Below are 19,967 nucleotides of genomic sequence, written 5' to 3' on the forward strand. Positions count from 1 at the left end.
ATTTTTTGCCACGACCGCCATGGCCTCGGTCTCGCCCCGCACATACAGTGGTGATCATGATGCTCGGCTGTTGCCGGGGGCGGTGATCGGGGGAACGGGCGATGCAGGGGCGCGGAGAAGAACGGCGGCACATTGAACGGATACTCGCCGACGCCCACCGCGGAGAAGGCAGCGCCCAGCTACTGCACGGCGAAGCCGGCATCGGCAAGACCACCCTCCTTGAACACGCGGCCGCCCACGCAGAGGGCATGCGCGTGCTGCGGGTCGAGGGCATCGAGTCGGAGATGGAGCTCGCCTTCGGCGGGCTCCATCAGCTCTTCCTGCCGGTGCTGGATCTGCTCGACCGCCTACCAGGCCCCCAGGCCGGGGCCCTGCGGGCGGTCTTCGGTCTGAGCGACGAAGCCGTCCGGGACCGTCTCACGCTCGGGCTCGCCACGCTGTCGCTGCTCTCCGAGGCGGCCGCGGAAAGGCCCTTGCTGTGCCTGGTCGACGATCTGCAATGGCTCGACCAACCGTCCGTGGAAGCACTGTCCTTCGCCGCCCGCCGGCTGCAGACCGAAGGCATCGCCATGCTCTTCGCCACCCGTGACACCTCCCCGGCCGGCGGAGCCAAGGCACTTCCTCGCCTGCACATCACCGGCATCGACCGGCAATCGGCCGCCATGCTGCTGCCCGGACTTGCGCCCCCGGTCGCGGAGCGGATCATCGCCCAGGCGCAAGGCAACCCGCTGGCGCTGCAGGAGCTGGCCGCCGCACTGACCCCGGCGCAGCGGGCCGGACAGCTGGGGCCACTGGCACTGCCCGATACCCAGTCGGCGCTGCCCAGCCGGCTGCAGGACGCGTTCGCCGAGCAGGTACGCCGCCTCCCCGAGGCCACCCAGCGCATGCTCACGATGGCCGCCGCCGACGACACCGGGGACCTCTCCACGGTGCTGGGGGCCGCAGCCCTGCTCGGCGGGGAGACCAAGGATCTGGAGCCCGCCGAGCGCGCCGGGCTCCTCTTCGTCTCCGCGCAGAGGCTGCGTTTCCGGCACCCCCTCATCCGCTTCGCCGCCTACCAACAGGCCCCGCTCGCCTGGCGACTCGCGGTGCACCAGGCGCTGGTGACGGTCCTGGACGGTTCCCGGCACGCACACCGTCGCGCCTGGCACCTGGCAGCCGCAGCGACCGGACCGGACGAGCAGATCGCCGCGGAGCTGGAGCGAGTCGCCGAATGGGCAGGCAGCAGGCAGGCGATGGCATCCGCGTCCGCCGCGTACGAGCGAGCCGCCCACCTCACCGCCGACGCACACAGACGCGCCCGTCGGCTGATCAACGCCGCTCAGAAGGCGAGCGAGGCCGGTCAGGACGAACGATGCCGCGGGCTCACCGATCAGGTCCCGGTGCCGCTGCGGGACCCGGGCATGGCGGCGGACTTCGCCCGCGTACGCTCCGTGGTCGAACTGGGCTACGGCAGTCCCGGCCAGGCCGCCCGCATCCTGACCGAATGCGCGGACTCGGTCTCCGCCGACCGCCCCGACAAGCTCGCCCCACTGCTGACCGACGCCATCCATGCGGCCTTCTGCGCGGGCGACGCAGCCCTCATGACCGAGATCGGCGCCCGCACTCCCCACCTGCCCATCCTGGCCGTGCCCGCCCAGCTGCTCGCCAACGACATCCCCAGGGCACGCCAGACGCTGGACGCTCTCATGCCGGCCGGCCGACTCACCGGCAACGGGCTCATGAACCAGCTGATGACCGGCATCTACTGCCAACTGATCGCCCATCACGAAGCCGCGCACGAGCTGGCCACCGCCGCGGTCACCCACTGCCGCGAGCAGGGCATCGGCGGATGGCTGCCCACCGCACTGCACCTGCGCGCCCAGGCCGAACTGGCACTCGGTCGACATAGCGACGCACAAGCACACGCCGCCGAAGCACTCCGGCTGGCCGACTACTACGAACTGGACCACCGGGCCGCCCACCTGCGCGCCCTGTCGGCGGTGCTCGCCGCCGTCCGGGGAGAGGAGGAACCGGCCCGGGAACTGGCCTCCTCGGCACTGGCCTACACGCGCCCCCGCAATGTCGGACGGGGCACGGCGGACGCGCGGTGGGCGCTGGGACTGCTCGACCTCGGCCTCGGCCGCGCTCAGGCCGCACTGGAACACCTGGAAGCGGCCCGGCAGGCAGCGGGCCACCCCCTCCTGGCGCGACACCTGCTGCCCGATGTGATCGAGGCCGCCGTTCGCGCTGGCCACCCGGAGCGGGCGAAGGAACCCGCAGAACAGCTCACGACATGGGCGGCCGACCTCCAGCAGTCCCACTTCGCCGCACAAGCCCACCGCTGTGCGGCACTGACCAGCCCTGACGCGCAGGCCGAGAAGCACTACGTTGCCGCCCTGACCCTTCATGCCAGTGGTGGTGACTTCGACCGGGCCCGCACCGAACTGCTCTATGGCGAATGGCTACGCCGCTCGCGCCGCAAGCTCGACGCCCGTGACCACCTACGCACCGCAATGAAGCTCTTCACCAAGCTGGACGCACAGCCATGGGCCCGCCGGGCGTGCACAGAACTGCAGGCAGCCGGCGAGACCCCTGACGCGACCGAGGCCGCCCACTCACCCATCGGCCGCTTGAGCTCGCAGGAACGCGAAGTCGTTCGACTCGCGGCCACCGGGGCCACCAACCGCGAAATCGCCACGCAGCTGTTCCTGAGCCCCCGCACCGTCGGGCACCACCTCTACCGCGCGTTCCCCAAGCTCGGCATCAGCTCACGAACAGAGCTCGCCGACCTGCTCGCCTCCTGACGCCCCACTCGCGACGCGCATTTCCGGCTCATCGCCTTTGAGGGTGTAGTTGGGGTCTGAATCCACCGGTTTCAAGCAAGCTCCGGGCGATGTAGTTGGTGAGGTTCCGGAAGCCCAGGGCGGAGCTGCGGAGGTGCTTGAGGCACCCGTTGAGCGCTTCGGTCAGCCGGACCGGTCAACGCGCCTATTCCGCTTGAGGTGCTTCGGCTTGTCCTTCTTGGCATGGAGACCACGCGTGGCCGCCGGAGTCTCACGGCAGACTGGAAGGGGGCAGGGTCACCCACCACCGGTACGGGACCCGGCGCATCCGGTCACGGCCGCTGGAGAGCGTAGAGCACGGCTGGTGCCGCATCAGGCAACGGTCGCCCTGTTGCTCACTTCCGTAGCCGTTGGTCGTGGTGTGCTTGTTCCGCCAGATGATGCAGCGGCGGATCATGTCGTCCGCCTCGTCGACGGCCACGACAGTGTGCACTCTGGCCCCCCGCTGCCCGATCGCTGCCACGGAGGCCCGGACCCGGTCGACATGCCGGACCGCGGTGCCGCAGTCGGTGGCGCCCACCGGGATGTGGTCCATGGCCCGGCGCGGAGCCACGAAGGTGGCGGCGAGGTGGTCGGGCAGCAGGGTGCGGGGGCGGCGTGCCGAGCCGGGCACCACTCGGCCCAGTGGAGAGCGCGGTGCTTTTCGTTGGGTTAGACGGTGACACTCTCGGGCGAGGCGGTGATCACGTGCACGGCGGGGCACCTGATCGGTGGGGCTGTCAGGGGTGGTGAGGGCGACCCATTCGACGAGCTGGATGACGATGCCGTTGGGGTCGGTCACTGGTCCGGCATACCGCCGATCAGCTTACCGGCGCCTGTTAACGCGCCGAGGGGACCGCACTTCCCCGCTGCCGCCCGCGGCGCGTGCAGGATAAGGGCATGACGCCCCATCGTGGCAGCCCGGCGGGCGGTCCTTGGCCTCGCCCCGTCATCCGCCTCCCACATGAGCAGGAACTCTTCGCCCGTGGGCGCGGTGTGCAGGACCACCTTGCGGACGCGATCACCGCTTTCGCGGGATCGATGGTCTTTGTGTATGTGCACATGGTGTGGTTCGCCGGCTGGATCGTGATCAACGAAGGGTTCTTCGGCCAGGCTGCTGTCTTCGACCCTTTTCCCTTCGGGCTGCTCACCATGATCGTCAGCCTTGAGGCGATCTTCCTGTCGACATTCGTCATGGTCAGTCAGAACCGTCAGGCCGCGCGCGACACGATTCGCGCCGATCTCAACTTCGAAGCCAGCGTGCGTTCGGAGGTCTGGTCGACGAACTTGGGGCGCGCCCTGGGCCTGGACCCGGAAGAGATCGAGCGGCAGACCCAGGAGCTCATCTCGACGAGCCGAGCCAGGATGAACAGCGAGATGGGACGCCCTCAGCCCTGAGCGCCTGAGCCCCGTGCGGCAGGCACTCCGCTCCTGCCGAATGCGCTCAAGTGGATGATGGTGTGGCCTGTGCACAGCGTGGGCGTGCCTTCGCGGTGCCCCACGTGTCTCGGAGCAGCAGGACGGGGGCGGTCATGATGGCTGATGCCGCGAGGGCCGCGGCGGGGAGGCCCGGATACGCATGGGGAGAGCGTCAGGTCGAAGGTCAGTGCGGCGGTGCGATCAGGAGACGGGCGCTCAGCAACGTCGCCCCGCCGGACGGGAGGAGAACCAAGCGGCCGGTGATGTGGCGCCAGCAGTTCACCGGTGCCATCTGGGGGCATTGGGCCAGGTACACCACGGGGACCTCGCCGCCGGTCGCCAGGACTTGCCCGGTTCCGCGGGTCCGGGGGTGAACTCCACGCGGGTGTCCCTGGTGGTCGAGGACGACGATGACCGTACCCAGCCATGTCCGTCGGCGTCGCCCCCCGCCAGTTGTCGACCACCACGCCCAGCGTGTGCCTGCCGTGCCGCCGTAGCCGCCGGATGCCACTGCCTCCCGCCACGCGCAGGCGAAGAACAGTACCGTAGCCGCGGCGCAGGCCAACTGACCCGTCAGACCGTTCGACACCGCCGCTTCCGACCCCGTGCGGCGCAAAGCCACTTGGGTGGCTTCGGCGGCGAACCACCGTCAAGGGGGCGGTGTTTGCAGCTCTCGCAGGGGACAAACCCTACTGGGCGCGCCGCCGTCAGGCGGAGTCGAAGCGTTCGCGGGCCGTCTCGATGGCGCCGAGGTAGCGGTGGGTCCAGTCGCACATGCCGTCGACGGTCGCGCGCAAGGCCCGGCCCGGTTCCGTGAGGGCGTACTCGACGCGCGGCGGCACGGTCGGGTGGACGGTCCGTTCGACCAAGCCGTTGCGTTCCAGCAGACGCAGGTTCTGGGTGAGCATCTTGTGGCTGATGCCCTCGATCTCGTTGCGCAGTTCGGTGAAGCGCAGCGTGCGGTCGCCCACCGCTTCGATGATCAGCAGCGCCCACTTGTTGGCGATGTCCGAGAAGATCTCCCGCGCCAAGGAGTCCGCCCGCGTCACATCCGCCTCGTCGTTGGCCGAGCCTTTGAGCTGCTTGGTCACCATGGAGTTCCCCAGTCACCGAAAAGTGCGTTCTTCCACGTCAGCGGCCACTCTCCTACGGTTTCCGAGTAACCACAAGAGAGCGCAAGGAGACACGCAGCATGGCTATCACCCTGGTTAACCCCGATGGACTGCCCAAGATCGACGTCTACCGGCAGGTGGCGGTCGCATCCGGTTCGAAGATGGTCTTCGTCGCCGGGCAGGTCGCCTGGGACGCCGACGGAGTCACGATCGGCGAGGGAGATCTCGCCGCGCAGGTCGAGCAGTGCTACCTCAACGTCGGCACCGCCCTGGCCGGGGCCGGTGGCTCCTTCGACGACGTGGCGAAACTGACCGTCTACGTCGTCGACTGGACGCCCGACAAGATGCCCCTGCTCCAGAACGGGACCTCCCGGGCGGCCGCGAGGCTCGGAGCCGCCCCGGTGCCACCGGCCACGCTGGTGGGCGTAGCGGCACTGGACGTCCCCGAGCATCTGGTCGAGATCGAGGCCACCGCGATCCTCGACTGATCAGCCCGGGCGGGAAGCGTCCGGGCGAGAGGCCACGAACCTGCCGGCGCAGCGGGCCAGCTGAGCCCGCAGCCGCTCGCACGGCATGCCCTCCTGACTGGCCAGGCAGCGCCGCGTCCGAATCAGGGTGACTACGCAAAGCGACCAGATGTGACCTGGCCGCTGGAATACCGCGCGGGCGACAGGCGGCGACACCTGAACGTGCGACCTCAGTCAGTCTGACTCTTGGTCAGCGTCCGCGCGCACGGTAGGCGTCGTGGGTGCCGATGGGCACGCCGGCTCCGCCGACGGGTGCGCAGGTCGAGGGCGTAGACCTCGCCCCGTACGTGGGCCTGTCCTCGGTCGCGGCCGCCGAACACGTAGAGGGACCCTGCGATCAGGGCGCCCTCGTCGTGGTCGCGGGATTCGGCAGCCTTGGCAGGCTCTCCCAGCGGCTGGTGCTGATGTCATTGGCCGAAACCGTGTCGAGGGTGCGGCCAGCGCGGCGAGCAGAGCTGTTCCGCGGATCAGAACGTCGCGGCGGTGCCTCCCATCGGTCTTTTCGATTCTGCGAGTTGGTGGTGATCGAGGTGCCGGCGGTCCGGCGGCAGGTGCACCGGGTCGGACCGCCGGTGGGGTGTGTGGTCAGTTGTCGGACAACTGCTGGATCTCGGCGACGGTCAGGACATGGCCGCCGATGCCCCAGCCGCCCTCGGGTACTTCCTCGACGAGTACCAGGGTGGTGGCGCGGGCGCGTTCGCCGTAGATCTCGACGTACAGGTCGGTGGTGCGAGTGATGATCTGCGCCTTCTGCTTCTGGGTGAGGGTGCCCGCAGGGATCTTGAAGTTCGCGTATGGCATGGGGGTTCCCTCCTGCTCAGGCTTGGGTGAGTCGACCGCTGCGATGCGTGGTCGCCGTTCCCTCACCCTCGACCGGTCCGCGGTCGGTTGCCAGGGCTGTGCCCACCCTGGGGTTGCCGGCCCCTGGATCAGCGCACGTCGTACCCGACACGATGCGGGTATGGACCTTCCTGAACTCGCCGCGTACCTCAAGTCCCGGCGCGCCCGGATCCGGCCGGCCGACGTCGGTCTGCCCACTGGGCCCCGACGCCGGGTCCCCGGTCTGCGGCGGGAGGAGGTCGCTCAGCTCGCGGGACCGTCGGCGGACTACTACACCGAGCTGGAACGTGGGCGCGGCGCCCAGCCGTCGGCGCAGGTCCTGGCAGCCCTCGCCCGGGCGCTGCGCCTGGGCGGTGACGAGCGCGACCACCTGTTCCACCTCGCCGAGCGCCCTGTGCCCTGGCCGCCGGCGGCCGGGCCGCGCTACATCCAGCCGGGCCTGCTCGCACTCCTGGACCGGCTTGCGACGACTCCCGCGCAGATCATCACCGACCTGCACGAGACCCTCGTGCAGAACAAGGCGGCCGTCGCGCTCGTGGGCCGGCAGCCGACGGGGCGCGGGCCTGCGGCGGGCTTCATCCACCGCTGGTTCACCGATCCCGGCTCGCGCGCGATCTACCCATCCGACGAACACCCCCACCATTCCCGGGTGTTCGTCGCCGATCTACGGGCCGTTGCCGCCCGGCGCGGCCGCGACGCCGAAATGGACCGCTTTGTGGGCGTGTTGCGGCGGCGCAGCTGGAGCTGCTCTCCGTCATCGGTACGCAGGACATGACACCGGCGTCCGCGGTCGTGCCGCGCTGATCGAGCCGGCCGGGGGTACGGGCACGGCCCCTTCGGGAAGGCGGGCCGTCGCGTGGTAATCAGCCTTCACGTCGGCGATTGCGGTGAGGTTGCTCCGGGCTGTCGAGGCCGCCCACGGCCGCCCGTATGTGAGCAGGTTCGCACGGGCTGTTCCGGCCCGCACACCACCAGGAGAGCTGCCCGTCCGACTCACGCGGATGCATACCGCGGTCGTGCTGGTCGCACACAGGCCATGCCTGCCACAGACACTCGGCGACGGTTTCCTGTGCGGCGTCGGTGATGGCCGCCAGAGCAAGGACAGGGTTGTCCGCCGAGTCCGGATCCACCACGTTGCCGTGCCACTCGCCGTTGGCCAGGGCTACGCAGACGTACTCGGCCACGTCCTCGTCGTACGAGGGAAGTCCCAGCAATTGCAGGGATCCTTGGTCTGGCAAGGTCAGCGCAAGGTCCCGGTTGACAAGGGCAAGAGCCCTGTCCCACAACGGGTACTCGCCGAGCAAAACCCCACGGGGCTCGGGCAGATCGAAGAGAGCACTCATGGAGACCATCCTGCACGGCGGGCGGGCCGCGCTATCCGTGCACCACGTGGTGAGAAACGTGGGTCACTTACTGTGGCGAACTGCTTTCTGAGAAGGACATGGAGCGGGCGTTCGACGAGGCGGTTGCCGTAGTGCGGAGCAAGGAGGCGCGCGACGACCACTGCGGAAGGGGGGCGGCCCGTGTGGAAGGTGGCGGTGGCGGCGCTGATGATGCCGCGGCTGCGGGCTCAGCTGACGGCGGTGCCGAACCATGCGGGCAGGTGGGTCAGCAGGTCCTGCTGGTTATCGCCCGCCCATGCCACGTGACCGTCCGGGTGCAGGGGTACTGCGGGTACGTCCAGTTCCTCGATGGTGTCGACGATGTGGTCGACCCGATCTTCCCAGTCCGCCACCGACAGCCGGCCGCGCACAGCACCGCGCCGGTCAGCTCGAACAGTACATCGCGGCGGGCGGTCAGACAGGCGTAGAACTCGCGCCGGAGGCATGACGCTTGAGTGAACGCCTCCCGGCGGGGCCCGGACTCAGCGGGTGATCACGACGCACACCGCGACGCCGAGGAAGAGCACGCCTCCGGCGAACGGGCCGACGACCGGAGATGTGCGGTGCTTCAGGGTGAACACCCTTGCGCTCTTCGGCTGTTCGGGCAGGTAGACGACCGGCACATGGGTTCCGAGGTTCAGCCCCAGCCCCGTCCCTATCGCGGTGGGCCGGAACCTGACGGGTCGGCCCTGCCGGTCGGTGAACTCGATGACGGGCGTCAACGGTTCGTCCGATGACGACTGCTCCTGGTCCACCACCACCCCCTCGGCGTGCACCCCGTACCGGCTCAGCCGCACCTGCAACCGTGCCTCCCGCACACCGGCCCACAGACCCAACAGGCCGGCCAACACGCATAGCCCGATACCGATCGTCTCACCCGTCATCCGTCCCCTGCTCTCCCTCGCACAGCGCCCACCCGGCACGGGCCGCGCATCAGGATGACGCGGCACCCAGCCTGATGGTTCACGAAGGTGCCCGGGCGCGCCGGCTCCTTGGGCTCACTCAGTCTTGGTGAGGGTGGTGCGCATGAAGGGCCGGTAGCCGCTTCGCCGTCGGTCGCGTTCGAGTCGCAGGTGATCGTGCCTCGGCATTGAGGGCGCGGGCCATGCGGGCCGACCCGGGCCAGTCAGCCGAAGATAACGCCATGCTTACAGGACCTGGGCAGCAGACGCCTCCGCCAGCTCCCGCGCGTCCCTGAGCCTGCGCCTCGTCTCCTCGGACTCGACCGTTGAAGCGGCCGACAGGTGATCAGTGGCCTGAAGTGCGAGGATGGGAGCAGCGAGCGATGTCCGGAGGCACGGATCACGGGGAGGGAACGTACCCTGACCGCCTTACGGCTCGGAACGGCGGTGTTTCGTCATGACTGCAGCGCCCAGCGATCGCGGCAACCCGCCGCGCCTCGATCTCGCCGGTCAGACCGTCGTGGTGATCGGCGCCAGCGCGGGTATCGGCTTGGAAACCGCCCGCCAAGTGCGGGCAGGTGGCGGCAGGCTGATCCTGGTCGGCCGCAGTCCGGAACGGCTGGAACGGGCTGCGCGCGAACTTCATCCGGTCAGTACGGCGGCGTTCGATGCGACCGACGCCGACCGCCTCCAGCAGTTCTTCCAGGACCTTCCCGGGCCCGTCGACCATGTGATGGTGACGGCCGGCAGCCCTTCCTACCGGCCCTTGTCAGACATGGATCTCGACGCCGCCCGTCGGGAGTTCGGGCAGCGGCTCACCCTGACACTCGGCGTCGCCCTCCACAGCCGCGACAAGGTTCGCCCGGGAGGCACACTACTGTTCATGAGCGGCACGGGCGGCCGACGTCCCGGTGTCGGCATGACCATCGTGTCGGCTCTGACGGCCGCGCTGTCCGCCCTTACTGCCAATCTGGCGCTCGAACTGGCGCCGACCCGGGTGAATGTCATCGCTGCGGGCTTCGTCGACACGCCCCTGTCCGCCTCGCTGCTGGGCGATCAGCTGGAGGCCCGGCGCGCGGAGCTGCGCGACACGCTTCCCATCCGACGGGTGGTCGGGCCGGCCGACGTCGCCGCGCTGGCCGTCCACCTCATGTGCAACGACGCCCTCACCGGTGGCACATACGACATCGACGGCGGGCAGCAGCTCCTCCCGCACTGACGCACCGAGGATGCCGGAGGACGAGGCAGCCGGCTCAACCGCCCCCGTTGCCAGTTCGCGCAGCTTCGGCCGATCTCCGGACCCGTTCGGCGTTGCCTCACGGTCACCGGGCTGTGCCGCCGGCCAGCAGGGTGATCGTGGCATGCACGGCGTCGGGGTCTCCGTCGTAGGAGCACGTGAGCAGACCGGCCTCGCTGAGTTGAGCCAAGGCTGTGGTGAGGCCCTCGGGGGACGTACGCAGTGCGACCGCGGCCGGGCGCACGGGGAGGCTGATGACGTGCGCCGCCGTGGCCCGTCCCAGCGCGGGCGCGGTGGTGGCGAGGTCCGCGAGCAACCCCGCCAACGGTCCCCCTGCGAGGGCCGAGTGCGCTCTCGCTTCCATGGACGAGGGGCCCGCTCGGCGGTGGAAGGGGGGAACAGGGACGAGGAACGCATGGTGGAACTGGTGTCGGGGCGCATGGTGCGGGAGCAGGATCCCGTCGACGAGGGCGCCGGCCGCCTCCCCGCGGTGTTCGGCGGACGTACGGCTCCCGCTGCGCGCACGCTCGTGGATCGGCGTGGGCGACCGCGTCGGGGTGCGGGTGCCCTCCGGCACCAATGATCTCTACGTCTGCATTCTGGCCGTGCTCGCCGCGGGGGCGGCGTATGTACCGATGGACGCCGAGGCCGCGCTCTTCCTCCAGGACGAACCGATCGGCCCGGGTGACCGGGTGCTGGCCGGTCTCTCGGTCGCCTTCGACGCCTCGTGCGAGGAAATGTGGCTCGCCTGGCGGCACGGCGCCTGTCTGGTCCCCGTGACACGTTCCCGGGTCCGTGACGGAGCCGGTCTCGGCCCGTGGCTGGCCGAACAGGACATCACCGTCGTGTCCACGGTCCCCACGCTCGCCGCGCTGTGGCCGGTGTAACCGGTTGTAGACGCCTCGCCGGTTTCCGTAACGGCTCGATCCGCGCCCACTGCACATCCGTTGACGGCACACCCGGACCAACGACCGGACTGATCCAAACGAAACTGCCCAGCTGGGCCTGAAGCGTGCTGCAGAAAGCTGTGAGGCAGGCATTTTCCTTCAATGGGCGGGGTGTTGAAGTTGAGGCGTTGTGGGTGAAGACGTTCACCGGGCTGCCGATGCGGCTCCGGCGGAGCGATGGCTCGGCTCGTCTGCGGGTGTCGTCACAGGCTCAGCAGCAGGTCCCGGACCGCTGCGGGTCGGGACAGGAAGGGGTGGTGGCCGGCGTCGAGTTCGACGACGCTGTCGGCTCGGCGGGCGAACTCGCGTTGTAGGCGCGGCGGGGTGCCCCGGTCCTGGGCGCAGATGAGGTACGTCGAGGGCACTTGCTGCCATGCGGCCGCCCCGACCGGCTGCCCGGTCACCTGCACGCTCTGCCGGGCGAGGTGGTGCGCCGCCTGCGCCTGGACCTCTGGGTCGCAGTCCTGCAGGAATGTGTCCACGAGCAGCTCGGGGCGAACCCCGAAGGTGCCGGCGTCGGGGTCGACGTCGAGGAACGGGGCGGGGCTGCCGTCCCCGAACTCCGACAGGCTCTGCCCGACCTCGGGCAGGTAGCTGGAGACCAGCAGCAGGTGGCGCACCGACCCGATTCCCGCAGCAGCCTCCGCAGTGACGATTCCGCCGTAGCTGTGGGCGACCACGATGGTCGGCTCGTCGCCGGCCTGCAGCACCTGCCGCACCGCGTCAACATCATCGGGCAGCCCCGGACCGCCGACGCCGCCTGGCAGGCCCGCCTCGCCGCAACTCGGTAGCGCCGGGGCCACGCTCGGCACCCCCCGCTCCTGCAGCAGCTCGGCGGTGCGGTGCCACCACCACGACCCATCCCGCACGCACGCCCCATGCACGAATGCGACCCTCATCGCCACCTCCAAGCCGGCTTTCCTATCATCATGGCCCGGGTCTCGCCTTGTCAGCTTCTCCTCCGGAGCCTCGCATCGACTGTGTGGCTGACTCTCTCGTGTGACGGCGGTCTTCGTAAGCTCCACGCTGGCGGCCATCTACGGCGCAATCTATGGCCACGGTTTTCCCCACGTACGGCATGGGGTCCCCGGGTACGGCCAGATTTCTCCCCGCTCGCTTTGAGTAATCCCGCTCGACGACGCTGGAGCGGGTGAAGAACAGCGAGGAAATCATGGAGATCCTGGAGGCTTACGACCTCACGGGGAGTTACCGCGCCGCGGCCGAGCTGGCCGGGTGCGACCACCACACGGTGGCCCGATATGTGAAGATGCGGGCGGCTGGGCAGCAGCCGGACAAGCGCCGGCACCGGGCCCGGCAGATCGACGACTATCTGCCGAAGATCGAGGAACTGGTGGTTCGCTCGCAGGGCAAGATCCGCGCGGACGTGGTCCACAAGAGGATCACCGCGATGGGCTTCACCGGCGGGGAACGCACCACCCGCCGCACCGTCGCCGAGGCGAAAGCCCAGTTCAGGGCCGGTAGGCGGCGGGTCTATCGGCCGTGGGTGACCGAGCCGGGGCTCTGGCTCCAATACGATTTCGGCGACGGCCCGGTGATCAACGGACGCAAGACGACGCTGTTCTGCGCCTGGCTCGCGTGGTCGAGGTTCCGCGTCGTGATTCCGATCTGGGACAAGACGCTGCCGACGATCACCGCGTGTCTGGACACGACGTTCCGCCGGATCGGCGGCATCCCGGCCTACGTGCTCACCGACAACGAGAAGACCGTCACCACCGATCACGTCGCCGGGATCGCGGTCCGTAACCCGGAGATCGTCGAGGTCGCGAGGCACTACGGCACGACGATACGTACTTGCCTGCCCGCGGATCCGGAGACCAAGGGCGGCTCGGAGTCCACGGTGAAGATCGCGAAGGCCGATCTCGTGCCGAAGGACGTGAATCTGCGCGAGCAGTACAAGAGCTTCGGTGACCTGGAGGCGGCTTGCCGGCAGTTCTGCGAGGAGGTCAACTCCCGTATTCACAAGGCGACTCGACGCAAGTCCGTCGAGCGGCTCGCGGAGGAAGCCCACCGGCTGCACCCGCTGCCGAAGAGTCCGTTCACCGCGGCATTCGGCACCACCCGCCGGGTCTGCTGGGACGCGACGATCTCGGTCGAGGCGGTCCGCTACTCGGTCCCGCACGAACTGATCGACACCCGGGTCTGGGCCCGCTTCCACGGCGACGAGCTGATCGTCACCGCCGCCGACGAGACCGGCTCGGCCCGTGAGGTCGCCCGCCACCAGCGGGGCGAGCCCGGCAGCCCTGTCTTGGACGACGCCCACTACCCGCCCCGCGAAAACAAGGAATCCGACCGCACCCCGCGGGCCACGAGCGCGGAGGAGGCCGCGTTCCTCGCCCTCGGCCCCGGGGCGGCGTCCTGGCTGATCGAAGCAGCCGCGACCGGCGTCCGCCGGATCAAGGCGAAGATGGCCGAGGCCGTCGCCCTGGCGAAACTCCACTCCGCGGCGGAAGTCGACCGCGCGCTCGGCACTGCCGCGGTCACCGGACGGTTCGCCGACAAGGACCTGCTGTCCATCCTCGACTACCAGGCCGTCCACGGCCCCACCGAGCCGCACCGCCGCAGCGAGGACCACTCCCTGCAGCCCGGCACCGGCGCCTGGTCCACGTTCGGCCTGTCCGCCACTTCTGATCTTCCCGAGTACGACGAAAGCGATCTCGCCTGATGGCCACCCCTCTTCGCACCGTTCCCGGCACCAACGGCGACCCCCTCGCCGAGGCCATCGAGCTCACCAGGCGGCTCAAACTCCCGCACATCCGCCGGTCGTTGACCGACATCATCCCCACCGCGAAGGCCCAGAGGTGGGACCCGGCCGAGGTCGTCCGCGTCCTTCTCGCCGAGGAGGCCGCCGGACGAGACCGCGCCAACCTGCACACCCGCCGCAAGCGGGCCGGCTTCCCCACCGGCAAGACCTTCGGCGACTGGGACGAGGGCAAGTCCTCGATCCCCAGGGCGACCCAGGACGCGCTCAAGACCCTCGAATGGGTCGGCCGCCGGGAGTCGTTTTGTATTTGTGGACCAAGCGGCACGGGCAAGAGCCACTTCACCGAGGCTCTTGGGCAGACCGCGGTCGAGGCCGGCCTGGCCGTCTCATGGTTCACGATCGAGGACCTCGGCTCGCTGGTCCGCCGTCACCGCGCGGACGACTCGATAGCAAGGGCCCTGGCACGGATCATCCGTTCGGATTTGATCATCGTGGACGACATCGGGCTCCTGCCCGTCTCCGAGGACGCCGCCGAGGGCTTCTACCGACTGGTCGATGCCGCATATGAGCGACGCTCGATCGCGGTGTCAAGCAACCTTCATCCGTCTGGCTTCGACGAGATCATGCCCAAGACCTTGGCCACAGCGACTGTCGATCGTCTTCTGCACCACGCTCATGTCGTGGTCACGCAGGGTGATTCGTTCCGGCTTACCGAGGCCACCACCGGGAAGGGAGTGAAGCCCTTCAGCTGATCCACACCGACCCAAAGGCGGGGAGATTATCTGGCCGCAGGCGGGGCGATCATGCCGTCCACCTGCGGGGATGTCTCAAGGCCGCCAGCGGGGCGCCACAGAAGGCCATTGACACTCGTGTCGGCTATTTGGCTTCGGTCTTGCTGTCGCGCCTTTGGTTCCCGATCGAGAGTCCACCCGGGAAAGTGCGTCACCATGACCCCGGGGACGAACCGTCCGAAGAAATACGCACAAAAGATCGGACCGTATCGCGAGGGCGCCTGCAGCTGCCCTCCGCTCTCATCGTCGCAGACCTCGGTTTCCGTTCCGGCTACTCCGTCGCCCATCACTCATCGGTAGCGCATAGAGCCCTCGGAGCGTTCGGATACGGAACCGGACATTCGACGATCAGCGGTTCGTAACGGCTTCCTCAACTCCCGGTGGCCAGGAAGCGAGAGGGTCATGATGCAGGAATGTCGTTGGCCCAGTGCGCACTGACCCAGTTGGCGGCATGGACGGACCTCACAGAGGCGGTGCCGAGCTGTGGGAGGGGACGTGCACTGTGCTCACCCCGCGGTGAGATCGTTCACTTTCACTCGGAGTGGCAAGCTGACCTGCATCTCACGGCCCGGTTCATCCGGCGGTTCGAGAGCCACCTCAAGAGGTCGACTGCGGTGAGGCTGGTACCCGGCTCACAGTGGATGACCGTACGCCTGGACACCGGCTCGGACATCCAGCTGCTCATCACCTTGGTGAGCCTTGCTCTGTGGGCCCATGGCGCGTGGCCGGTTCCGGACGCGGCGCGCTGGCCGAGGTGCAACGATCGTTACCACCAGGGCAAGGCGCTTTCGCCCGAGTTTCTTGGCGGAGGCTGAAGAACGTTTGGGGTAGGTGATGTGATGACCGGTGTACGTGAGGAAGAAGCCATTCGGACGGTCACGGAACGCCTCAAGCACGTGTACAGCGCCACACGTGCTCCAGAAGATGTGGAGACGGCCGTCGCCCAAGCCCATGCCGCATTTGGCGACCGGCCCGTTCGAGATTTCGTACCTGTTCTTACCGAGCGCAGGGCACGCGCCTTCCTCGACGAAGCTGAACCTCGACGGCGGCGTGAAGTCTGAGATGGTCGCGACCGACAACGGACCTGCTGCGCATGTTCGGCCGCGAGGGCCACCCCGCTCGGCGCCGCGTTTGCCGAGTACGGACGGATCGACAAGACCATGCACCTGCTCGCCCTCGTCGACCCGGTCGACGACATCTACCGCCGTCTGGTGAACCGGCAGCTGACCGTGGAGGAGTCTCGCCACCGCCTGGCGCGCGCGATCTGCCATGGGAGCCGGGGCCAGTTCCGCCAGGCGTACCGCGAGGGCCGGGAGACCAGCTCGCCGCCCTCGGCTTGGTCCTCAACGCCGTGGTGCTGTGGGACCACGCGCTACCTGGACGCCGCCGTCGCCCAGCTCCGCGCCGACGGCCACGACATCAAGGACGAGGACGTCGCACGGCTCTCCCTGCTCAAGGACCGGCACATCAAATATCTGGGCCGCTACCTGTTCACCATCAAGGCCGGCGGCCTCGGCCAGGGCCTGCGCCCCTTCCGGGACCCGGACGCACCTGAAGACCCTGATGACGGGGACTGACGGGCCGCACCGGCCGGGCCGCTTTCGGGCAGCCCGGGCGTGAGACGCAGCGACCGCAGCACTCAGTGCAGCCTAGTCGTCGAGCATGTCGGTGGTGTTGTACTGGTCGTGCCTGATCCGGAAGGCTTTCAACTCTTCGCGGCTGCGCTGTGAGTACTCCGCCAACTTCTCGAAGTACTCCTCCCTGGAAGCTCCCGGTGTGAAGAGCAGCAGAAACGACACCGGGTCGTCGCTGTCGTTCTGGAAGGCGTGGAGCCCGCCGGGTGGTACGTAGAGGAAGTCTCCCTCGCCTCCAGTGACCCAGCGTTCGCCGTTGTAGAGCCGGACCTCGCCGGACAGGACATAGAAGGACTCGGAGATCGTACGGTGGAAGTGTTCCGCGGCGCCCATGGCCTTCGGCGCCATGTCGATCTTGTACAGGCCGAACTCGCTGTTGGTGTTCTCCTGCTTGGCCACGTAGCTGATGGTGGTGCCGCCCGAGCCGGTGTCGGGCTGTGGGGGTGCAGGCCGGAACAGTGCGCTGACCTGGCCCCTTTCGCCGAGGTAGCGGGGCTCTGGGTAGGACATGGCGACTTCCTGATTCGTGAGTAGGTGGTCCCAGGCCAGCCCTTTGACGGACTGGTGGACTGACTGGTCCGGGTAGGTTTCACAGCGGCGGGCGCTCGGCGAAGTGCGTGTCCTCCGCGTCGGGCGGGAACGGCGCGAGCTTCCGCAAGCTCCTAGTGGGACCGGTAGTCGGTGGCGGTTCGGCCGTACTGACCGGCTCATGGATGGCCCGCATCTGCTCGTCCATGACGGGATCGTCGCTGAATGTGTCCGCGGTACGGGCTTCGAGGAAGAGGAGGTCCTGGACAGCGGGATGCTCCCCCACCGCAAGAAGCTTGATTCACGCGGCGGGTCGACCGCCGAAGTTCGACCGCGTGGGCTATTGAGACGGATTGGACCCACGCTTTTGGCCGCTGCTGCGGACACAAGCGGCACGCGCGGTACGGCAGCCCGACAGATGAATGAGGGAGTCAGGCCGACTCCGGCCTTTGGCTTCACGTCGAGACGCACGAGCGCGCCGATCTCCACCAACTGGTTCGGTAGCGCCAGGTCAGAGACACCCAAGCGGCGGATCTTCCCGGCCGTGAGGTGCAGGTCGGCGCTTCTGTCGGAATGGAAGTGCTCGTTCACGGACGTCCCGAAGATCAGTGCGGCGGATGTGGCGGAGCAGGCCATGGACGCCCTTGGCGAACGACCGGGTCGAGGTGCTCGCCGACGAGCAGACCAGCATGCCCTGGCGCAACCGTTTGAACAGTGCGCGGGGGAAGCTACTTGCCGAGCGTCGCGGCCGGCTGGGGGTGTGTGTTCCGGCCTCGGTCGCGGTACGGGGCCAGGAACGTGGTCAGCGCCGCGAGCACTTCCTGGGGGGCCTCCTCGGCCACCCAGTGGCCGGTGCCGGGAATGACTTTGCTTCGTACGTCGTGTGCGACGAGTTTCATCGTGCCGGCGACATTCTCACCGAGGCTCCCCGCACCGCCGATCGCGAGGACAGGCAGGGTCAGTGGGTGTGTTTTGCGTTGCTGGTCCTGCGCACTGGTGGTGTCGAGCGCCCGGTACCACCCGAAGCTGCCCCGCAGAGCGTCGTGCTGCGAGGCGAGGATCCGAGCGTAGTAGTCGACGACGTAATCGGGGAGTTTGCGTACGGCCTTGGTGGCGAACTGCCAGCCGAAGTAGATGCCTTCGCGTCCCCGGACGAGCTGTTCGTTCACTTCGGTGAGCCGGTTGAAGGGGATGTGCCACAGCCGGTCGTTGACCTGGGCGGAGCCGATCATGGGCGGCGACGGGGTCACGGCTGGGAGGAACGCCTCGGCCACGGCCACGCGGTCGACGCGCTCCGGGTGATCCGCGGCCAGCGCGTAGGCGATGGGCATTCCGGTGTCATGACCAACCACAGCGAACCGCTGGTAGCCGAGCGTGTCCATCAGAGCGACCATGTCGCGCGCCAGGGTACGGGTGTCGTACCCGCTCTTGGGTTTGTCGGTCAGCCCGATGCCGCGTTGGTCGACGGCGATGACCGTGAAGTGTTCCGCCAGTGCCGGCATGACCAGGCGCCAGGCGTACCAGGTCTCGGGCCAGCCATGTATCAGGAGCAGCGGCGGCCCCTCGCCTCCGACGACCGCGTGCTGGCGCAGTCCATTTGCGTGTACGAAACGACTGGTGAACGTCTTGGCGAACCCAGCCGGCAGGTGCGGTGCCTGCCCGACGGAGCCGAGGCCCTCCGGCGAGGGTTCAGATGTGGTCGGGGGCTGCGGGCCCCACCGCGTGGCATTGTGGCAGCGGTCAGCGCGACGCCTCCCAGACCCAGCCCCAGTGCACCCGCACCGGCCGTGCGCAGCACGTGGCGCCGGGGCAATCCGGCGTCCTTCCGGACTTCGGAGTCGCCGTTCCCGGATGCCTCAGACATGGCTCCCATTCCGCTCCTGACGGGCGCTTTTCAGTGACGTGCAGTGACGCGTCGGAGGACTCGCCTCGCGCGCCGAAGCAGCTGATCGCTACAGCGCACCATGCCTGCACGAGCATCAGCGCAGGTCCCTGTCCGCCAAGCCCATGCTGGGCCGCGCCCCCCACTCCCGCAATCGGAGCCCACATTCTCCGGCTGCCCTAAACGCGTGATGGGCCGGTCGAGGCCCGCGCGCGGGCATCGGGATGCGTGGAGAGACTGGGAGCGGCAAGAAGGAGGCAGGAATGAGCCAGATGGTGCTTTGTGTCCGTTTCGCGCTGCGCGACCGGTGCGGGTGCAGCGTGCGACGAACTGGTCCGAGAGACCGCTGCGGCGGCCCATGAGCATGAGCCGGGCACCCTGGCGTACGGCCTGCAGCGAGGTCGAGGGGGCGCCTGACCAGCGCCGCCTCTTCGAGTTGTACGCCGACCACTCTGCCTTTGACGAACACGGACGTCAGCCGCCCGTCCGCCGTTTCCTAAGCCAGAGCGAGAAGTACGCGGAGAGAACGGAGAGCAGCCGCGCGACAGCAACTCGTAGGGTGGATCGTCATGCTGGAGTCTCACCCCTTGCTGGGGATATTCCTCAACGCTGCCGACGGACACTTCCCGCCCGCAGAGGGCCAGGTGACAGTTCTCCCCCCTCTGCCGGGCCGGTTGGAGTGCTCGGTCGCCTTCACTGGACACGCCGTCATCGCCACTGCCCTGCCCGCCTCCGAGGTCCAGGCCCAGGGACCCGACGGCTACGGGGCCTCGTTGGCTCCTGACTTTCTCCGGTACCTGGCAGGCTGCAAGGGCTGGATCGATGGTGTCGACGCCGTGCTCGTTGCGCGTGGCGCGTCGGCTCCTCCGTGCCTGCCTGAACGTCTTGATGTCGATGACCACCCGCGTGTTCGTCATGCCCAGGCTTTGCGCAACGATGTCCGCGTCTTCGGAGATGAGCGCGGCCTTGTCACACTGGCCAACGGCCTGGCCGGACGGCGTGAGATAAGCGTCGAACTCGACCGGCCTGGTAGCAGCAGTGCTGGGCTCGGTCGTTCCCTGTTGCATGACGCGCTCACCTTGCTCCCCGCTGGCGAGCCGGTGTTCGCCGCTGTTGCCCCAGGTAACGCCCGATCCCTTCGGGCTTTCCTCGCGGCTGGATACAGACCGCTGGGAAGCGAGGTCATCATCCGTCCCGAACGGGCGGCCCCAGGGTAGGCACCTAAACCTCGCCATAAGAA

20 protein-coding genes and 4 pseudogenes are annotated in these 19,967 nt (G+C 68.5%); 12 read left to right on the forward strand and 12 right to left on the reverse strand.

Features of this window, described 5'->3' with window-relative positions; genetic code table 11:
• Positions 1-101: 101 nt before the first annotated feature.
• A complete protein-coding gene (locus OIU81_RS34960) occupies positions 102-2,786 on the forward strand; it encodes an ATP-binding protein (RefSeq protein ID WP_329154296.1) in 2,685 nt (894 codons plus the stop codon).
• A gap of 28 nt (positions 2,787-2,814) precedes the next feature.
• Here OIU81_RS34960 and OIU81_RS34965 read toward each other — a convergent pair.
• Positions 2,815-2,949, reverse strand: a pseudogene (locus OIU81_RS34965) (ISL3 family transposase); the annotation flags it as partial.
• Positions 2,950-3,036: 87 nt separating this feature from the next.
• Positions 3,037-3,606: a hypothetical protein gene (locus tag OIU81_RS34970; protein WP_329154298.1), complete on the reverse strand. Its 570-nt coding sequence runs from the start codon at positions 3,604-3,606 to the stop codon at positions 3,037-3,039.
• A 98-nt stretch (positions 3,607-3,704) separates the two neighbouring features.
• On the opposite strand from OIU81_RS34970, the gene OIU81_RS34975 reads away from it, so the two are divergent.
• On the forward strand, positions 3,705-4,202 hold the full coding sequence (locus OIU81_RS34975; RefSeq protein WP_329154299.1) for a DUF1003 domain-containing protein: 498 nt from the start codon (positions 3,705-3,707) through the stop codon (positions 4,200-4,202).
• Positions 4,203-4,930: 728 nt separating this feature from the next.
• Here the strand turns inward: OIU81_RS34975 and OIU81_RS34980 are convergent.
• Positions 4,931-5,317, reverse strand: a complete 387-nt coding sequence (locus OIU81_RS34980) for a winged helix-turn-helix transcriptional regulator (RefSeq protein WP_329154300.1) — start codon at positions 5,315-5,317, stop codon at positions 4,931-4,933.
• 98 nt (positions 5,318-5,415) lie between these two features.
• On the opposite strand from OIU81_RS34980, the gene OIU81_RS34985 reads away from it, so the two are divergent.
• Entirely contained in the window at positions 5,416-5,823 is a 408-nt protein-coding gene (locus OIU81_RS34985; RefSeq protein ID WP_329154302.1) for a RidA family protein, read from the forward strand.
• A 624-nt stretch (positions 5,824-6,447) separates the two neighbouring features.
• Here the strand turns inward: OIU81_RS34985 and OIU81_RS34990 are convergent.
• Complete coding sequence (locus tag OIU81_RS34990; protein ID WP_329154304.1) at positions 6,448-6,663, reverse strand: 4-oxalocrotonate tautomerase family protein; 216 nt, start codon at positions 6,661-6,663, stop codon at positions 6,448-6,450.
• 160 nt (positions 6,664-6,823) lie between these two features.
• On the opposite strand from OIU81_RS34990, the pseudogene OIU81_RS34995 reads away from it, so the two are divergent.
• Positions 6,824-7,471 (forward strand): annotated as a pseudogene (locus OIU81_RS34995) (helix-turn-helix transcriptional regulator); the annotation flags it as partial.
• 94 nt (positions 7,472-7,565) lie between these two features.
• On the opposite strand, the gene OIU81_RS35000 reads toward OIU81_RS34995, so the two are convergent.
• From OIU81_RS35000 to OIU81_RS35010, 3 genes and pseudogenes are all read right to left on the reverse strand, one after another.
• Complete coding sequence (locus tag OIU81_RS35000; RefSeq protein WP_329331575.1) at positions 7,566-8,045, reverse strand: hypothetical protein; 480 nt, start codon at positions 8,043-8,045, stop codon at positions 7,566-7,568.
• Between the two features lie 227 nt (positions 8,046-8,272).
• Positions 8,273-8,449, reverse strand: a pseudogene (locus tag OIU81_RS35005) (aromatic-ring hydroxylase C-terminal domain-containing protein); the annotation flags it as partial.
• Positions 8,450-8,566: 117 nt separating this feature from the next.
• Positions 8,567-8,968 (reverse strand): DUF3592 domain-containing protein, encoded by a 402-nt coding sequence (locus OIU81_RS35010; protein ID WP_329154308.1) that lies wholly within the window; start codon positions 8,966-8,968, stop codon positions 8,567-8,569.
• 475 nt (positions 8,969-9,443) lie between these two features.
• On the opposite strand from OIU81_RS35010, the gene OIU81_RS35015 reads away from it, so the two are divergent.
• Positions 9,444-10,205: an SDR family oxidoreductase gene (locus tag OIU81_RS35015; protein ID WP_329154310.1), complete on the forward strand. Its 762-nt coding sequence runs from the start codon at positions 9,444-9,446 to the stop codon at positions 10,203-10,205.
• A gap of 103 nt (positions 10,206-10,308) precedes the next feature.
• Here OIU81_RS35015 and OIU81_RS35020 read toward each other — a convergent pair whose 3' ends face one another.
• Entirely contained in the window at positions 10,309-10,548 is a 240-nt protein-coding gene (locus OIU81_RS35020; protein ID WP_329154312.1) for a hypothetical protein, read from the reverse strand.
• Positions 10,549-10,744: 196 nt separating this feature from the next.
• Here OIU81_RS35020 and OIU81_RS35025 point away from each other — a divergent pair.
• Positions 10,745-11,101 (forward strand): annotated as a pseudogene (locus OIU81_RS35025) (hypothetical protein); the annotation flags it as partial.
• Positions 11,102-11,373: 272 nt separating this feature from the next.
• On the opposite strand, the gene OIU81_RS35030 reads toward OIU81_RS35025, so the two are convergent.
• Positions 11,374-12,069 carry an alpha/beta hydrolase gene (locus OIU81_RS35030; protein WP_329154314.1) on the reverse strand — a complete coding sequence of 232 codons (696 nt, stop codon included), beginning with the start codon at positions 12,067-12,069 and terminating at the stop codon, positions 11,374-11,376.
• A gap of 251 nt (positions 12,070-12,320) precedes the next feature.
• Between OIU81_RS35030 and istA the strand changes: the two genes are divergently transcribed.
• The 5 genes from istA to OIU81_RS35055 all read left to right on the forward strand — a co-directional run bounded on the left by istA (position 12,321) and on the right by OIU81_RS35055 (position 16,260).
• Positions 12,321-13,853, forward strand: a complete 1,533-nt coding sequence (istA, locus tag OIU81_RS35035) for an IS21 family transposase (RefSeq protein WP_329142531.1) — start codon at positions 12,321-12,323, stop codon at positions 13,851-13,853.
• Positions 13,853-14,644: an IS21-like element helper ATPase IstB gene (istB, locus tag OIU81_RS35040; RefSeq protein WP_329142532.1), complete on the forward strand. Its 792-nt coding sequence runs from the start codon at positions 13,853-13,855 to the stop codon at positions 14,642-14,644. Before istA ends, istB begins: the two co-directional genes overlap by 1 nt.
• A gap of 452 nt (positions 14,645-15,096) precedes the next feature.
• Entirely contained in the window at positions 15,097-15,498 is a 402-nt protein-coding gene (locus tag OIU81_RS35045; protein WP_329154315.1) for a luciferase domain-containing protein, read from the forward strand.
• Between the two features lie 24 nt (positions 15,499-15,522).
• Positions 15,523-15,744 (forward strand): three-helix bundle dimerization domain-containing protein, encoded by a 222-nt coding sequence (locus OIU81_RS35050; RefSeq protein WP_329154316.1) that lies wholly within the window; start codon positions 15,523-15,525, stop codon positions 15,742-15,744.
• Between the two features lie 87 nt (positions 15,745-15,831).
• Positions 15,832-16,260: a Tn3 family transposase gene (locus tag OIU81_RS35055; protein WP_329155576.1), complete on the forward strand. Its 429-nt coding sequence runs from the start codon at positions 15,832-15,834 to the stop codon at positions 16,258-16,260.
• 72 nt (positions 16,261-16,332) lie between these two features.
• Here the strand turns inward: OIU81_RS35055 and OIU81_RS35060 are convergent, their stop codons facing one another.
• From OIU81_RS35060 to OIU81_RS35070, 3 genes are all read right to left on the reverse strand, one after another.
• The gene (locus OIU81_RS35060) at positions 16,333-16,827 is read right to left on the reverse strand and encodes a cupin domain-containing protein (protein WP_329154318.1); all 495 of its coding nucleotides are present in this window, start codon (positions 16,825-16,827) and stop codon (positions 16,333-16,335) included.
• Positions 16,828-16,906: 79 nt separating this feature from the next.
• Positions 16,907-17,131 carry a hypothetical protein gene (locus OIU81_RS35065; protein WP_329154319.1) on the reverse strand — a complete coding sequence of 75 codons (225 nt, stop codon included), beginning with the start codon at positions 17,129-17,131 and terminating at the stop codon, positions 16,907-16,909.
• A gap of 442 nt (positions 17,132-17,573) precedes the next feature.
• Positions 17,574-18,347, reverse strand: coding sequence for an alpha/beta fold hydrolase (locus tag OIU81_RS35070; RefSeq protein ID WP_443074095.1), 774 nt, complete (start codon positions 18,345-18,347; stop codon positions 17,574-17,576).
• Between the two features lie 949 nt (positions 18,348-19,296).
• Between OIU81_RS35070 and OIU81_RS35075 the strand changes: the two genes are divergently transcribed.
• Positions 19,297-19,944, forward strand: coding sequence for a hypothetical protein (locus OIU81_RS35075; RefSeq protein WP_329154320.1), 648 nt, complete (start codon positions 19,297-19,299; stop codon positions 19,942-19,944).
• The last annotated feature ends 23 nt before the right edge of the window (positions 19,945-19,967 follow it).

This window comes from Streptomyces sp. NBC_01454, assembly GCF_036227565.1.
GTDB lineage: Bacteria > Actinomycetota > Actinomycetes > Streptomycetales > Streptomycetaceae > Streptomyces.

What these genes read in the sequence shown, in the direction of transcription:
- OIU81_RS34960 (WP_329154296.1), top strand. Translation starts at nt 102, where the DNA reads ATGCAGGGGCGCGGAGAAGAACGGCGGCACATTGAACGGATACTCGCC.
- OIU81_RS34975 (WP_329154299.1), top strand. Translation starts at nt 3,705, where the DNA reads ATGACGCCCCATCGTGGCAGCCCGGCGGGCGGTCCTTGGCCTCGCCCC.
- OIU81_RS34980 (WP_329154300.1), bottom strand. Translation starts at nt 5,317, where the DNA reads ATGGTGACCAAGCAGCTCAAAGGCTCGGCCAACGACGAGGCGGATGTG.
- OIU81_RS34985 (WP_329154302.1), top strand. Translation starts at nt 5,416, where the DNA reads ATGGCTATCACCCTGGTTAACCCCGATGGACTGCCCAAGATCGACGTC.
- OIU81_RS34990 (WP_329154304.1), bottom strand. Translation starts at nt 6,663, where the DNA reads ATGCCATACGCGAACTTCAAGATCCCTGCGGGCACCCTCACCCAGAAG.
- OIU81_RS35000 (WP_329331575.1), bottom strand. Translation starts at nt 8,045, where the DNA reads ATGAGTGCTCTCTTCGATCTGCCCGAGCCCCGTGGGGTTTTGCTCGGC.
- OIU81_RS35010 (WP_329154308.1), bottom strand. Translation starts at nt 8,968, where the DNA reads ATGACGGGTGAGACGATCGGTATCGGGCTATGCGTGTTGGCCGGCCTG.
- OIU81_RS35015 (WP_329154310.1), top strand. Translation starts at nt 9,444, where the DNA reads ATGACTGCAGCGCCCAGCGATCGCGGCAACCCGCCGCGCCTCGATCTC.
- OIU81_RS35030 (WP_329154314.1), bottom strand. Translation starts at nt 12,069, where the DNA reads ATGAGGGTCGCATTCGTGCATGGGGCGTGCGTGCGGGATGGGTCGTGG.
- istB (WP_329142532.1), top strand. Translation starts at nt 13,853, where the DNA reads ATGGCCACCCCTCTTCGCACCGTTCCCGGCACCAACGGCGACCCCCTC.
- OIU81_RS35045 (WP_329154315.1), top strand. Translation starts at nt 15,097, where the DNA reads ATGTCGTTGGCCCAGTGCGCACTGACCCAGTTGGCGGCATGGACGGAC.
- OIU81_RS35050 (WP_329154316.1), top strand. Translation starts at nt 15,523, where the DNA reads ATGACCGGTGTACGTGAGGAAGAAGCCATTCGGACGGTCACGGAACGC.
- OIU81_RS35060 (WP_329154318.1), bottom strand. Translation starts at nt 16,827, where the DNA reads ATGTCCTACCCAGAGCCCCGCTACCTCGGCGAAAGGGGCCAGGTCAGC.
- OIU81_RS35070 (WP_443074095.1), bottom strand. Translation starts at nt 18,347, where the DNA reads ATGCCGGCACTGGCGGAACACTTCACGGTCATCGCCGTCGACCAACGC.
- OIU81_RS35075 (WP_329154320.1), top strand. Translation starts at nt 19,297, where the DNA reads ATGCTGGAGTCTCACCCCTTGCTGGGGATATTCCTCAACGCTGCCGAC.